Here is a 12,660-nt window from a genome sequence, read left to right on the forward strand (position 1 = left end):
TGTCGGGTTGGCCAGCGCGGTGCGCTGACGTGAGCGCGGTGCATCGGACGTGAGCGCGGGTCTCCAGCGACCCGCGCTCACGGCTCCGGGGCGCGCTCGGGTCAGCGCACCGCGCTGGCGCCTCGGGTGGGTCGGCTGGGTGAAGCCCGAACATCGGACGGGATTCGCGCGTGACGCGGCATACTGGGCGGATCACCACGCGACGCTCGTCGGATGAGCGCGCGGCCGAGTACCCGGAGGATCCGCCGATGACGACCGATTCCAGTCCAGAGCAGCCCATCGCACAGACGACGTCGGGAGCGGTCCGCGGGACGCGCCGCGCCGACGGATCGGTCGCCTTCCTCGGCATCCCGTTCGCCGAGCCGCCGACCGGAGCGAGACGATTCCAGGCCCCCGAGCCCAAAGCGCCCTGGGACGGCGTCCTCGACGCGACCGCCTACGGCGCGACACCGCAGCGGAAGGCCCTGGCCGAGATCACGACGATCCCGGAACCGTCGATCCCCGGCGACTCGACGCTCAACGTCAACGTCTTCACGCCCGACCCGACACCCGCCGCAGACCGTGCCGGTCTGCCCGTCCTCGTGTGGATCCACGGCGGCGGCTTCATCGCCGGGTCGCCCGCGAGCCCCTGGTACGACGGTCGGGCCTTCAACCGCGACGGCGTCGTCACGGTCTCGGTGTCCTACCGCCTCGGCTTCGACGGCTTCGGCTGGCTGCCCGACGCCCCGGCCAACCGCGGGGTCCTCGACTGGATCCTCGCGCTCGAGTGGGTGCGTGACAACATCGCGGCGTTCGGCGGCGACCCGCGGCGGGCCACGATCGCGGGCCAGTCCGCCGGCGGCGGGTCCGTCATGACCCTGCTCACGGTGCCGTCCGCGCAACACCTGTTCCAGCGGGCGATCTCCGTGTCCGGCGTCCCCGGCGACGTACCGCTCCGCAAGGCGCAGGCCCTGACCGGGCGACTCGCCGAGCACCTCGGGGTGCCCGCGACCCTGGCCGGCTTCGCAAGCGTCCCGGAGGACACGCTGATCGAGGCCCAAGGCTTCGAGGTCGTCCCCGGCGGCGCGACCGACCCGGAGTCCGTGCTCCGCGGGATGACGACGATGAACGGCCGCCTCGGTCTCGGCCCGATCGTCGACGGCGAGCTGGTCGTCGACACCGTCGAAGCCGGCATGATCGCGGGACGAGGCGCGGACAAGCCGTTGCTCGTCAGCGCGACCCGAGAGGAGTTCGCCGGGTTCTTCACCGGTCGACTCGACGATTTCGACGCCGTGGCGCCGACGCGTGCCCTGGAACTGATGGGCGTGCCGGAGCCGCTCGCCGAGGCGTACGTCGCGACCCAGCCCGGTGAACGCACGGGACTCGTCGCGGGGCGCTTCGTGAGCGACGTCATGTTCCGGGAGCGCGTCATCCGATGGCTGGCGCTGCGACACGACGCCGAGACCTGGGTCTCCGACTTCGTGTGGCGCTCGGCGGTGAGCGGGATCGCGGAGCACTGCCTCGACGTCCCGTTCATCTTCGACCTGCTCGACGACCCGGACGTCACCCGGGTGGCGGGCCCGCACGCGCCGCAGGAGCTCGCTGACCGGATCCACGGCGCGGTCGTGGCGTTCGTCCGAGACGGGTCGCCGGGCTGGTCGCGGTCCGACCGCGATGCCTCCGGGATCGAGGTGTTCGACGTGGCCGGGGCGCCGACGGTCGAGCCGTTCGCGAGTGCGCGCGTGCTCGCAGCGGCGAAGCGACTCGCGGAAGCGGCGTCGACGACGGCATCGACACCGGTCTGACGGGCCCTGGCACTCGGCTCCTAGGACGAACCGGGCCGTTCTGCCAGGGGGTGTGGCTGTGAGGCGTCCCGCGTTACCGTCGGGACACGAGGAAAGGAATCAGCATGAGCGACCCACGAGACGAGATGGACGACCCGATCGGCGACGCACAGGAGGCGATCTCCCGAGCGCTGCCCGACAACGCTCCCGAGAGCGATGATCCGATGGCGGCGCCGACGGTCGACGACCCGGGCTCCGAGCCCGGCGACGGCGACCCCGCCGACCAGCCGGGCCTCCTCTAGCGAGGCTCGCCCGGGGCTGTCCTCAGCTCGGGGATCCCTGGTCAGCGCGGTGCTGCCGACCGAGGTGTGCTGAACCGGCGCCAGCGCGGTGCGCTGGTCCGAACCCCCGGGATCAGGCTTCAGCGCGGCCCGTGCGCGTGGGCGCGGCCCTCCAGAGACCCGCGCTCACGCGTGTGGCCCGCGCTGGCGTCAGCGCACCGCGCTGGCGCAAACCGAAACGCAGGAGGGTGGAGGTGTGCAACGCGGGGGCGCTCCGCGCGCGTAGCGGAACGACTTCGGACGATGTCAACCCCCGGGACGGAATGGTCGGGCCCCCATACGGTGGACGGAGTTCTGCGAAAGGAGCTTCATCATGAACATCCTGCTCATCATCGTCATCGTCGTTGCCATCGTTCTCGCCATCACCGGTGGGTTCGTCCAGTCCCTCAACTTCCTGCTGTGGGTCGGCCTCGTGCTGCTCGCGATCGCGATCATCGCGTTCCTGATCAGGACGATCACGGGTCGCAAGGCCCTCTGACTCGAATCCGAGTTCACGAAGCGGTCGGTCCCTCCGGGGGCCGGCCGCTTCGCTGTGTCCGGGGTGCTGTGTCCGGGCGCTGTCCGAGTCCTACCGCAGTGACGGGTCCACGCTCGTCCGACGGAGCACCGCGTCGGCGAAGGCCCCGAACAACCGCTCGCCGGCCTCCCGCATCGGACCCGCCACCGCGGCGACCTCGGACCGCAGGCGGTCGGCCGCCTCCTCCGCGGTCCCGGCGATGAACGGCAGGTCGCGGAGCATGAGCGGTTCCGCGAGCCACCGGTCGAGCATCGGCGGGTCGACCTCGAGGTGGAACTGCGTCGCGAAGACCCGGTCCTCGATCCGGAACGCCTGGTTCGGCGTCGACGGCGACGACGCGAGGACCGTCGCTCCATATGGAGCCTCGACGACGTCGCCGTGCCAGTGCAGCACCGGCAGCCGCTCGCCCCGCATGCCGAGTTCGCTCTCGGTCAGGAGCTCGACGTCGCCGACACCCACTTCGTGCGCGGCCGCCGAGTGGAGCGTGGCTCCGAGGGCCGTCGCGATGAGCTGATGCCCGAGACAGACTCCGAACACCGGGATGCCGAGCACCGCCGCATCGCGCACGAGCTGCGCTTCGAGCCCGAGGCCCGGGTGCTCCTCCACGTCGAGCGCGCCCATCGGGCCGCCGAGGAGGACGAGCCCGTCGAACCCGGTGATCTCGCGCGCCGGCGGCAGCTCACGACGCTCGACGATCGTGTCGAGCGTCCAGTCGATCCCCGACGCCGTCAGCACCTCGCCGAGCACCGCCGGTCGTTCCCAGGGGACGTGCTGCAGGACGAGGACGTGCGGTCTGGTCATCGGAGACCTCCAGGTCGCTGGGGCGGCACGACAGGTCTCCGCCGGGTCGCGGAGGTCGTCGCCGTGCGAGCATCGTAGCGAATCCGGGCGTCGTCACCGGCCCGAGGCATCGGGCTCCCGGCCGATACACTGTCACCGTGCTGCTCTCGGACCGTGACATCAAAGCCGAACTCGACGCCTCCCGCATCGCGCTCGACCCCTACTCGCCGGAGATGATCCAGCCGTCGTCCATCGACGTCCGCCTCGATCGTTTCTTCCGCCTCTTCGACAACCACAAGTACCCCTTCATCGATCCCGCGGAGGATCAGCCGGAGCTGACGCGCCTCATCGAGACGCTGCCGAACGAGCCGTTCATCCTGCACCCCGGCGAGTTCGTCCTGGGGTCCACGTACGAGCGGGTGTCCCTCCCGGACGACGTCGCCGCACGCCTCGAGGGCAAGAGCTCGCTCGGTCGTCTCGGGCTCCTCACGCACTCCACCGCCGGCTTCATCGACCCGGGCTTCACGGGCCACGTCACCCTCGAGCTCAGCAACGTCGCGACGCTGCCGATCAAGCTCTGGCCGGGGATGAAGATCGGGCAGATGTGCTTCTTCCGGCTCACGTCACCGGCCGAGCGCCCGTACGGTTCGAGCGAGTACAGTTCCAGGTATCAGGGACAGCGTGGACCCACCGCCTCCCGTTCCTTCCAGAACTTCCACCGGACCGACGTCGGCGAGACGCAGCGCTGACGCAGGACTGAGGCGGGCGTCCCGACGACGGGCGGGCAGGTGGACCAGCAGAAAGGCCCCGCCATGAGCACGTCAGAGCGACCCGACTTCGCCCGCGCGATCACCGCCGACGGGCCGACGCCGCTCTACCCGCGTCGCATGGTCCGGTTCGGGCAGTTCGTCGGGTCCTGGGACGTCCACTCGAAGCGCCTCGACGACGAGAGTGGCGAGTGGGTCGAGTCCGACTTCCGTTGGATCGTGTCGTACATCCTCGAGGGGCGGGCCGTGCAGGACGTCCAGCTCGTCGCGAACGACGCGGAACCGTCGGGCTGGGAGACGGTCAGTACGGCTCTCCGCGTCTACGACCGGTTGATGGGCGCCTGGCGGGTGAACTACGTCGAGCCACGGCGCGGCGAGTTCTGCCAGCTCGTCGCGACGCCGCACCGCTCCGACGGCATCCGTCAGGACGGCACGCGGAACGACGACAAGCTCATCCGATGGAACTTCAGCGGCATCACCGAGGACTCGTACACCTGGGAGAGCTGGGTGTCCGACGACGAGGGCGTGACCTGGTGGCTGCAGGAGCACAACGAGGGTCGCCGCATCGCCTGAGCGGATCCGTCTCCACCGCGACACTCAGGGGTCGGTCCGCGCCAGGCGCTCCAGGAACGACGCCAGCTGCTCGCGCTCGGCCGTGGAGAAGCCGTCGAGGACACGCTCCTCGGCGGCGAGATGATCGGGCAGAGCCGCTTCGACGAGGCGCTTGCCGGCCGGGGTGAGGGCGACGACCGTGCCGCGCCCGTCCTGCTCGCTCGGACGGCGCGTGACGAGACCGCGCTCGACGAGCTTGTTCACGCGCTGGGCGATCGCGCTCGACGTCACCATCGACCAGTGGGCGAGGTCCTTCGGCGCGAGCTCGTGCGGTGAGCCGGCGCGGAGCAGGGTGGCGAGCACGTCGAACGAGGCGCTGTCGAGACCGTGCTCGGCGAAGGTCGAGGACAGACGGGCGTCGACCGCCGTCGCCGCTCGCGACAGTCGTCCGATGACGGCCATGGGCGAGACGTCGAGATCGGGTCGCTCGGTCCGCCACTGGCTCAGGATGTCGTCGACGCGCGTGCTCATGCAGCCAGCGTAGCAATTCACTTAGCACTGAGCTATTCTTGCTCAGTGCTTAGCAATCAAATCCGTATCGCCGCCGTCACCGCCATCGCCCCGATCAGCTGGGGGACCACCTACCTCGTCACGAGCGAACTGCTCCCGCCGGGACGACCGCTGTTGGCAGCCGTGCTCCGGGCGCTGCCCGCGGGCCTCCTGCTCCTCGCGATCACGCGAACCCTGCCGGTCGGTGGCTGGTGGTGGCGGTCGCTCGTGCTCGGCACGCTCAACATCGGCGCCTTCTTCGCGTTCCTCTTCCTCGCCGCCTACCGACTGCCCGGCGGGGTTGCCGCGACCATGGGGGCGATCGGGCCCGTGCTCGTCGCCGTGCTCGCGAGCCTGCTGGTGGGGGAGGCGTTGACCGTACGTCGCGTCGTCGCCGGGTTCGCCGGGGTGCTGGGCGTCGCCCTCATCGTGCTGCAGGCCGACGCGCGTCTCGACGCGGTCGGCGTCGTCGCCGCACTCGCGGGGGCGGTCTCGATGTCGCTCGGATCGGTGCTGAGCAAGCGGTGGGGGAGACCGGAGGTCGGCCGCCGGATCGGCGCGCGTCGGCGCACGAACCCGGACCTCGACCCGAACGCCGGCAGCGGCGCACCGGTCTCCGGCCTCGCGCTGACCGCCTGGCAGCTCGTCGCCGGCGGTCTCGTCCTCGTGCCGGTGCTGCTCGTCGTCGAGGGACTTCCGTCGGCCGCCCCGGACGCAGCGGCGATCGGCGGGTACGCCTACCTCTCCCTCGTCGGCACGGCCCTCGCGTACGCCCTGTGGTTCCGTGGCATCGCCGCGCTGCCCGTCGGGTCAGTGTCCTTCCTCGGCCTGCTCAGTCCCGTCGTCGCCGTACTGGCAGGCCTCGTGGTCCTCGGCGAAGCGCTGAGCCTCGGACAAGTGCTCGGGATCGCGGTCGTCGCCGGCTCCCTCGTCCTGGTCTTCACCGCGAGGCGGCCCCGGGCCATACTGAGCGCATGAGATTCCGCACCGTCATCGAACTCCAGGGCAACAACACCGGCATCCTCATCCCCGACGCCGTCGTCGAGGGCCTGGATCGTGGCAAGCGCGTGCCCGTCGTCGTCACCGTCGGTGCGACCACCTACCGCAGCACCATCACGCCGATGGGCGGCCGGTACCTGATCGCATTGAGCGCCGCCAACCGCGCCGCCGCCGGGGTCGCAGGAGGCGACGAGGTCGACGTGGACCTCGAGGTCGACGACGCACCGCGCGTGTTCCCGCTGCCGCCCGAGCTCGAGACGGCGCTCAGGGGAGACGAGCAGGCGCTCGCCGCCTACGGAGCCCTGTCGTTCAGCCGGCAGCGCGCGCTGGCCGAGCCGGTCGCGTTGGCGAAGACGGACGCGACGCGCGACAAGCGACTTGCCGCGGCCGTCGAAGCGCTCCGCGGCGCCTGACCTCGCCCAGTCGCCTGAATCTGTTCGGAAACCGGCTCGATCCGCGCAGATCCGGGCGACTCAGCGGGCTGTGGACTCCGCGAGCAGCGGCACGACGAGCGGCAGCTGGAGCGTCAGCCACGGGCTGAACGCGAAGGGCGCCTGTTCGACGGACGCGAGGAGTGATTCGGGCTCGGCCCAGGCCCACTCCACGACCTCGTCGGGGTTCGGCTCGGGTGTCGCGTCCGTGTAGGCGACGTAGACCGGGCAGATCTCGTACTCGACCACACCCGAGGCGTCGACGGCGCGATACCGGAAGTCGGGCAGCACCAGTTCCGGCGCGGAGATCGGCAGGCCCAGCTCGGCGCTCGCCCGACGCAGTACGGCGTCCACGCTGTCCTCGTCCGGGCCGGGGTGTCCGCAGAACGAGTTCGTCCAGACGCCCGGCCACGTGAGCTTCGAGAGCGCGCGGCGGGTCACGAGGATCCGACCGTCGGGCCCGATGACGTGGCAGGAGAACGCGAGGTGGAGTGGCGTCTCCAGCGTGTGGACGGTCGCCTTCGGCGTGGTGCCGATGCGGGTGCCGTCCTCGGCGAGCAGGACGACGAGTTCTTCGGGTACCGACATGCGTCCATTCTCCCCGACGATCGGGGTGAACGCGAATGGACAGCTAGCGTACTAATCTCGCCGCTCCGTGAAGTAGCCTCGTGATATGGAGACCCACCACGTCGTCGACGCGCCCTATCGACAACAGCATCAGGTCGAGGATGCCCTCGAGCGTTTCCTCGAACTGGCGAAGACGCAGGCGGTGTCGTTCGGCGGCGCCGGCTATCTGCGGCTCTGGGAGACCATCGAGCGCAGCATGGCCGGCGGCAAGCGGTTCCGCCCACGGATGGTCATGACGGCCTACGAGGCGCTGGGTGGAACGGACATCGTCGCCGCGGCTCACGTCGCCGCCGCCTACGAACTCCTGCACACCGCGCTGATCGTCCACGACGACGTGATCGACCGCGACTTCGTCCGGCGCGGCAGCCCCAACGTCTCCGGCAGCTACCGCGACATCGCACAGACCGCGGGCATCCCGTTGCCGCTCGCCGAGCACCGCGGCATGTCCGTCGCCGTCATCGCCGGCGACCTCGCCCTGTCCGCGTCCTATCGCCTGATCGACCGGGCCGGGAGCGCCGACGCGGTCCGCACCCGCCTGCGCGAGATCCTCGACGACGCGATCTCCGCCTCGGCGGCCGGCGAGCTGGCCGACGTCGACTTCACGGTCGGCGGCGTCGTCCCGACGGTCGACGACATCATCCGCATGGAGCGCCTGAAGACCGCCTACTACTCGTTCGAGGCGCCCCTGCAGTCGGGCGGCGTCCTGGCCGGCGCTCCGGAGGCGACGATCGACGCGCTCGGAGCGTTCGGGCAGCAGATCGGTATCGCCTACCAGATCATCGACGACGTCCTCGGCGTCTTCGGCGACTCGAAGACGACCGGTAAGACGACGATCGGCGACCTCCGCGAGGGCAAGTTGACGGTCATGGTGGCGTTCGCGGCGGAGCAGCCCGAGTGGCACGCCGTCGAGCACCTCTTCGGCGACCCGGACCTCGACGAGGAGGGGGCCGCCGTCCTGCGCGACGTCCTCACGACGACGGGCGCCCGCCAGCACGCGACCCTGCTCGCCGGTGACTACGCCAACCGCGCCTGGGAGCAGCTGGCTTCGCCGAGCATCCCGGCGCAGCTCCGCGACGAGCTCCGCCCGATCGTCGCCACCGTGCTCGAGCGGTCGCGATGACCGCAGCAGGGGACGGGACCGGGCGACCGGCCGACGACGCCTCGGCGGTCGGCGACGCACGACAGCTCTACGACCGGGTCGCGCAGGAGACCGCCAGTATCGTCATCCGTCGGTACTCCACGTCCTTCGGTCTGGCGGCCAGGCTGCTGGGTGGCGACATCCGCCAGGACGTCGAGAACGTGTACGCACTCGTCCGCATCGCCGACGAGATCGTCGACGGCGTGGCCGCGGCAGCCGGGCTCGACCCCGAGCGGATCCTCCGCATGCTCGACGCCCTTGAACAGGACACCGAGGACGCGATGGAGACGGGGTACAGCAGCAACCTGGTCGTCCACGCCTTCGCCATCTCGGCGCGGTCGGCGGGGATCGAGGCCGACCTCACCCGTCCGTTCTTCGCGTCCATGCGCGCGGACCTCTCGCGCACCGTCCACACGCCGGAGACGTTCCGCGACTACGTGTACGGCTCCGCCGAGGTCGTCGGGCTCATGTGCCTGCGGATCTTCCTGCGCGGCCATGACGTCGACGACGCCCAGCGCTCCGCGTTCGTCGTCGGCGCCAGGAGTCTCGGTGCCGCCTTCCAGAAGGTGAACTTCCTCCGCGACCTCTCGGCCGACCACGACGAGCTCGGCCGCAGCTACTTCCCGGGTGTCGCCGTCGACGAGCTCACCGAGGCGCAGAAGCACAGCCTGCTCGACGACATCGAAGCCGATCTCGACCGCTCGGCAGCGGTCCTCGGCCGGCTGCCGAAGTCGAGCCGTCGAGCGGTCGCCCTCGCCCAGGAGCTCTTCTCGGAACTCGCCCGACGTATCCGGACGACGCCGGCCTCGGCGCTCGTCCGCACGCGTGTCCGGGTGCCCGACCCGGTCAAGCTCCGCATCGCCGCCGGCGCGCTCGCCGGTCGCACACCGGCCACGACCGGTACCACCGCCTCCATCCCGACGATCGACGAGAGTTCGCAGTCATGACCACCTCCCACAACCGGACCGTCGTCATCGGCGGCGGCATCAGCGGTCTCGCCACCGCAGCCCTCCTCGCCCGCGACGGCCAGCGGGTCACGCTGCTGGAACGACGCGAGGTGCTCGGCGGCCGCGCCGGCACCTGGGAGCAGGACGGCTTCACCTTCGACACCGGCCCGAGCTGGTACCTCATGCCGGAGGTCTTCGACCACTTCTACCGCCTCCTCGGCACCTCTGCGGCCGAGCAGCTCGACCTCGGGCGACTCGACCCGGCCTACCGCGTCTACTCGGAGGGCCGCGACGGGCACCTCGACCTCGCCGCCGACCGGGCCGGCAACCTCGCCCTGTTTGAGTCGGTGGAGCCCGGTGCCGGCGCGAAGATGGACGAGTACCTCCGCAGCGCGAAGGAGACGTACGAGATCGCCATCCGGAGCTTCCTGTACACGACGTTCGAGTCGTACCGGACGCTCGCGAGCCGTGAGGTCCTCGCCCGGATGCCGAAGCTCGCGAAGCTCCTCACGGAGGACCTCGACACCCTGGCCGCGCGCACCGTCTCCGACGTCCGGTTGCAGCAGATCCTCGGCTACCCGGCCGTGTTCCTCGGCTCCTCGCCTTTCGAAGCGCCGAGCATGTACCACCTCATGAGCTACCTCGACCTCGAGGACGGCGTGCTCTACCCGCAGGGCGGCTTCTCGCGGATCATCGACACGATCGCCGAGCTCGCCCGCGCCGAGGGTGTGGAGATCATCACGGGCGCCGAGGTCACCGGCATCACCACGATGGCCGCCGGCCGCCGAGCCAGGGTCGACGGCGTCAACTACCTCGATGCCGACGGTCGTCGGCAGCTGCTCCGCGCCGACCGCGTCGTGTCCGCCGCCGACCTGCACCACACCGAGACGACGCTGCTTCCCCGCGAACTCCAGACCTACCCGGCCGAGTACTGGGAGAAGCGCACCGCCGGTCCCGGAGCCGTGCTCGTCATGCTCGGCGTCCGTGGCGAGCTCCCGGAGCTCCTGCACCACAGCCTGTTCTTCACGGCCGACTGGCGCGACAACTTCGGCCGCATCTTCGGCGAGGAGACGAGCGTGCCCGACCCCGCGTCGCTGTACGTCTGCCGTCCGAGCGCGACCGATGCGGGCGTCGCACCGGACGGCCACGAGAACCTGTTCATCCTGGTGCCGGTCCCGGCCGATCCGTCCATCGGTGGCGGTGGAGACGCCCGGGTCGCGGAGATCGGCGACGCCGCCATCGCGCAGATCGCCGAGTGGGCCGGCGTCCCCGACCTCGCCGAGCGTATCGTGGTGCGTCGCGACGTCGGCCCGGCCGACTTCGCGACCGACCTCAACGTCTGGAAGGGCACCGCCCTCGGGCCGGCGCACATCCTCTCGCAGAGCGCGATGTTCCGGAGCGGCAACGTCAGCAAGAAGGTCGACGGCCTGTTCTACACCGGCGGCTCGACCATCCCGGGCATCGGCCTGCCGATGTGCCTCATCAGTGCGGAGCTCGTCGTGAAGCGCATGCGCGGCGACATCACCACCGGCCCGATGGCGGAGCCGTTGCGCGCGCGCGCCGAGGCGACCGGCTGATGGGTCTGCTGTACCTGCTGGCGCTGCTCGTCTCGATCACCGGGATGGTCATGCTCGACCGGCGGTTCCGGCTGTTCTTCTGGGCCGACCGACGGCGGGCCGCGATCATCCTGCCGATCGGCGTCGTGTTCTTCCTCGTGTGGGACCTGCTCGGTATCGGCACCGGCATCTTCTTCCGCGGTGAGACCTCGTTCATGACCGGGCTGCAGGTCGCGCCCGAGCTGCCGATCGAGGAGGTCTTCTTCCTGACGCTGCTCTGCTACCTCACGATGAACCTGTTCGGTGCGGCGCGACACACGCTCGGCCGGGTGTCCCGCCGGACGACCGGCGCCGCCGAGGTGAGCGGACGATGACCTACTGGGCCCTCAACGCATGGTTCCTCGCCGTCGTGGCGGTCGTCGCCCTGCTCGCGGTCGTGCGGCTCGATCGACGCCGTGCGAACGGACCGCGATCCACCGGTCTGTCGGCGGGCACCTGGCTGCTCGCGGTGGGCGGTGGGCTCGTCGTCCTCCTGCTCATGACCGCGCTGTTCGACAACATCATGATCGGCATCGGGCTCGTCGGCTACGACCCCGCACTCATCTCCGGCGCCTTCATCGGCATCGCGCCCCTCGAGGACTTCGCCTACGCCATCGCCGCGGCCGTCCTGCTCCCGTCGCTCTGGGTGCTCCTCGAGCGCCGAACCCCTGCTCCCGTCTCCCCATCCCCGTCCCAGGAGGACCCGGCATGAACCGACTCGGCCAGCTCGTGCTGTCCTCCCGACCGCTGTCGTGGATCAACACCGCGTACCCGTTCGCAGCGGCGTACCTGCTGACCACGCGTGAACTCGACCTCACGTTCTGGCTCGGGACGCTGTACTTCCTCATCCCGTACAATCTCGCGATGTACGGCATCAACGACGTCTTCGATTACGAGTCCGACCTGCGGAACCCGCGCAAGGGCGGCGTCGAGGGCGCGGTCCTGGACCGCCGGATGCACCGGTTGACGATCTTCGCGGCGGTCGTGACGAACGTCCCGTTCCTCGTCTACCTCGTCGTCATCGGGTCGCCGCTGTCGTGGCTCGTCCTCGCGATCAGCGTGTTCGCGCTCATCGCGTACAGCGCACCCGGCCTGCGGTTCAAGGAGCGGCCGTTCATCGATTCGCTCACCTCGAGCACGCACTTCGTGAGCCCGGCGGTCTACGGCCTCGTCCTCGCCGGCGCGGTCTTCACCCCCGCGCTCTGGGCGCTGCTCGTCGGCTACTTCCTCTGGGGGATCGCGAGCCACGCCTTCGGTGCGGTGCAGGACATCATCGCCGACCGGCAGGGCGGGATCGGCTCGATCGCGACGGTCATCGGCGCGGCGGCGACCGTCCGGTTCGCCTTCGTCGCCTACCTGGCCGGCGGTGCGCTGATGCTCGTGACCCCGTGGCCCATCCCGCTGGCCGGCCTGCTCGCGCTGCCCTACGCCGCGAGTGTGCTGCCGTTCTGGAACCTCCGCGAGGAGGACGCCGAACGGGCCAACGCGGGCTGGAAGCGGTTCCTCCGCCTCAACTTCCTGACGGGCTTCCTCATCACGATGCTCATCATCTGGTACTGGTTCCTGACGTCCTGACGGGAACCCGTGACCCTGTCTCAGGAGTCCCCGGGCGCGCCGCCGAGGTCACTTGGCGCCACGCCCGGATCCTCCTGAG

16 protein-coding genes are annotated in these 12,660 nt (G+C 70.4%); 13 read left to right on the forward strand and 3 right to left on the reverse strand.

Annotated elements, in window-relative coordinates; genetic code table 11:
- Nucleotides 1–248 precede the first annotated feature (248 nt).
- The 3 genes from IFU30_RS04285 to IFU30_RS04295 all read left to right on the forward strand — a co-directional run bounded on the left by IFU30_RS04285 (nt 249) and on the right by IFU30_RS04295 (nt 2,582).
- Nucleotides 249–1,784: a carboxylesterase/lipase family protein gene (locus IFU30_RS04285; RefSeq protein WP_192004430.1), complete on the forward strand. Its 1,536-nt coding sequence runs from the start codon at nt 249–251 to the stop codon at nt 1,782–1,784.
- 104 nt (nt 1,785–1,888) lie between these two features.
- Complete coding sequence (locus IFU30_RS04290; protein WP_159453388.1) at nt 1,889–2,065, forward strand: hypothetical protein; 177 nt, start codon at nt 1,889–1,891, stop codon at nt 2,063–2,065.
- Nucleotides 2,066–2,417: 352 nt separating this feature from the next.
- Entirely contained in the window at nt 2,418–2,582 is a 165-nt protein-coding gene (locus tag IFU30_RS04295; RefSeq protein ID WP_162852292.1) for a hypothetical protein, read from the forward strand.
- Between the two features lie 90 nt (nt 2,583–2,672).
- Here the strand turns inward: IFU30_RS04295 and IFU30_RS04300 are convergent, their stop codons facing one another.
- Nucleotides 2,673–3,422, reverse strand: a complete 750-nt coding sequence (locus IFU30_RS04300) for a type 1 glutamine amidotransferase (protein WP_079704920.1) — start codon at nt 3,420–3,422, stop codon at nt 2,673–2,675.
- Nucleotides 3,423–3,559: 137 nt separating this feature from the next.
- Between IFU30_RS04300 and dcd the strand changes: the two genes are divergently transcribed.
- Together dcd and IFU30_RS04310 are read left to right on the forward strand one after the other, a co-directional pair.
- Nucleotides 3,560–4,150: a dCTP deaminase gene (gene dcd, locus IFU30_RS04305; RefSeq protein WP_056009122.1), complete on the forward strand. Its 591-nt coding sequence runs from the start codon at nt 3,560–3,562 to the stop codon at nt 4,148–4,150.
- Between the two features lie 63 nt (nt 4,151–4,213).
- Nucleotides 4,214–4,741: a hypothetical protein gene (locus IFU30_RS04310; protein WP_071261813.1), complete on the forward strand. Its 528-nt coding sequence runs from the start codon at nt 4,214–4,216 to the stop codon at nt 4,739–4,741.
- 24 nt (nt 4,742–4,765) lie between these two features.
- Here IFU30_RS04310 and IFU30_RS04315 read toward each other — a convergent pair whose 3' ends face one another.
- Nucleotides 4,766–5,251 (reverse strand): MarR family winged helix-turn-helix transcriptional regulator, encoded by a 486-nt coding sequence (locus IFU30_RS04315; protein WP_124768553.1) that lies wholly within the window; start codon nt 5,249–5,251, stop codon nt 4,766–4,768.
- A 45-nt stretch (nt 5,252–5,296) separates the two neighbouring features.
- Between IFU30_RS04315 and IFU30_RS04320 the strand changes: the two genes are divergently transcribed.
- Nucleotides 5,297–6,247: an EamA family transporter gene (locus tag IFU30_RS04320; protein ID WP_124768554.1), complete on the forward strand. Its 951-nt coding sequence runs from the start codon at nt 5,297–5,299 to the stop codon at nt 6,245–6,247.
- Nucleotides 6,244–6,681: a YdeI/OmpD-associated family protein gene (locus tag IFU30_RS04325; RefSeq protein ID WP_192004431.1), complete on the forward strand. Its 438-nt coding sequence runs from the start codon at nt 6,244–6,246 to the stop codon at nt 6,679–6,681. The genes IFU30_RS04320 and IFU30_RS04325 overlap by 4 nt, the downstream gene beginning before the upstream one ends.
- Before the next feature lie 60 nt (nt 6,682–6,741).
- On the opposite strand, the gene idi is transcribed toward IFU30_RS04325, so the two are convergent.
- Nucleotides 6,742–7,287 (reverse strand): isopentenyl-diphosphate Delta-isomerase, encoded by a 546-nt coding sequence (gene idi / locus IFU30_RS04330; protein WP_064297132.1) that lies wholly within the window; start codon nt 7,285–7,287, stop codon nt 6,742–6,744.
- An 85-nt stretch (nt 7,288–7,372) separates the two neighbouring features.
- Here idi and IFU30_RS04335 point away from each other — a divergent pair, with 85 nt between their 5' ends.
- The 6 genes from IFU30_RS04335 to IFU30_RS04360 are packed head-to-tail and all read left to right on the forward strand — an operon-like array spanning nt 7,373 to nt 12,581.
- Nucleotides 7,373–8,446, forward strand: a complete 1,074-nt coding sequence (locus tag IFU30_RS04335; protein WP_124768556.1) for a polyprenyl synthetase family protein — start codon at nt 7,373–7,375, stop codon at nt 8,444–8,446.
- On the forward strand, nt 8,443–9,411 hold the full coding sequence (locus tag IFU30_RS04340) for a phytoene/squalene synthase family protein (protein ID WP_192004432.1): 969 nt from the start codon (nt 8,443–8,445) through the stop codon (nt 9,409–9,411). The genes IFU30_RS04335 and IFU30_RS04340 overlap by 4 nt, the downstream gene beginning before the upstream one ends.
- Complete coding sequence (crtI, locus tag IFU30_RS04345; protein ID WP_192004433.1) at nt 9,408–10,988, forward strand: phytoene desaturase family protein; 1,581 nt, start codon at nt 9,408–9,410, stop codon at nt 10,986–10,988. Before IFU30_RS04340 ends, crtI begins: the two co-directional genes overlap by 4 nt.
- Nucleotides 10,988–11,341, forward strand: a complete 354-nt coding sequence (locus IFU30_RS04350; RefSeq protein WP_159877475.1) for a lycopene cyclase domain-containing protein — start codon at nt 10,988–10,990, stop codon at nt 11,339–11,341. Before crtI ends, IFU30_RS04350 begins: the two co-directional genes overlap by 1 nt.
- Nucleotides 11,338–11,718, forward strand: a complete 381-nt coding sequence (locus tag IFU30_RS04355) for a lycopene cyclase (RefSeq protein ID WP_124768559.1) — start codon at nt 11,338–11,340, stop codon at nt 11,716–11,718. Before IFU30_RS04350 ends, IFU30_RS04355 begins: the two co-directional genes overlap by 4 nt.
- Nucleotides 11,715–12,581 carry a prenyltransferase gene (locus tag IFU30_RS04360; RefSeq protein ID WP_192004434.1) on the forward strand — a complete coding sequence of 289 codons (867 nt, stop codon included), beginning with the start codon at nt 11,715–11,717 and terminating at the stop codon, nt 12,579–12,581. Before IFU30_RS04355 ends, IFU30_RS04360 begins: the two co-directional genes overlap by 4 nt.
- The last annotated feature ends 79 nt before the right edge of the window (nt 12,582–12,660 follow it).

This window comes from Plantibacter sp. CFBP 8798 (assembly GCF_014841195.1).
Lineage (GTDB): Bacteria > Actinomycetota > Actinomycetes > Actinomycetales > Microbacteriaceae > Plantibacter > Plantibacter auratus.

Excerpts from the sequence above, each read along its gene's own strand:
- IFU30_RS04315 (WP_124768553.1), bottom strand. The coding sequence starts at position 5,251 with ATGAGCACGCGCGTCGACGACATCCTGAGCCAGTGGCGGACCGAGCGA.
- IFU30_RS04355 (WP_124768559.1), top strand. The coding sequence starts at position 11,338 with ATGACCTACTGGGCCCTCAACGCATGGTTCCTCGCCGTCGTGGCGGTC.
- IFU30_RS04340 (WP_192004432.1), top strand. The coding sequence starts at position 8,443 with ATGACCGCAGCAGGGGACGGGACCGGGCGACCGGCCGACGACGCCTCG.
- crtI (WP_192004433.1), top strand. The coding sequence starts at position 9,408 with ATGACCACCTCCCACAACCGGACCGTCGTCATCGGCGGCGGCATCAGC.
- IFU30_RS04335 (WP_124768556.1), top strand. The coding sequence starts at position 7,373 with ATGGAGACCCACCACGTCGTCGACGCGCCCTATCGACAACAGCATCAG.
- IFU30_RS04360 (WP_192004434.1), top strand. The coding sequence starts at position 11,715 with ATGAACCGACTCGGCCAGCTCGTGCTGTCCTCCCGACCGCTGTCGTGG.
- IFU30_RS04295 (WP_162852292.1), top strand. The coding sequence starts at position 2,418 with ATGAACATCCTGCTCATCATCGTCATCGTCGTTGCCATCGTTCTCGCC.
- IFU30_RS04300 (WP_079704920.1), bottom strand. The coding sequence starts at position 3,422 with ATGACCAGACCGCACGTCCTCGTCCTGCAGCACGTCCCCTGGGAACGA.
- IFU30_RS04285 (WP_192004430.1), top strand. The coding sequence starts at position 249 with ATGACGACCGATTCCAGTCCAGAGCAGCCCATCGCACAGACGACGTCG.
- IFU30_RS04310 (WP_071261813.1), top strand. The coding sequence starts at position 4,214 with ATGAGCACGTCAGAGCGACCCGACTTCGCCCGCGCGATCACCGCCGAC.
- IFU30_RS04290 (WP_159453388.1), top strand. The coding sequence starts at position 1,889 with ATGAGCGACCCACGAGACGAGATGGACGACCCGATCGGCGACGCACAG.
- idi (WP_064297132.1), bottom strand. The coding sequence starts at position 7,287 with ATGTCGGTACCCGAAGAACTCGTCGTCCTGCTCGCCGAGGACGGCACC.
- IFU30_RS04325 (WP_192004431.1), top strand. The coding sequence starts at position 6,244 with ATGAGATTCCGCACCGTCATCGAACTCCAGGGCAACAACACCGGCATC.
- IFU30_RS04350 (WP_159877475.1), top strand. The coding sequence starts at position 10,988 with ATGGGTCTGCTGTACCTGCTGGCGCTGCTCGTCTCGATCACCGGGATG.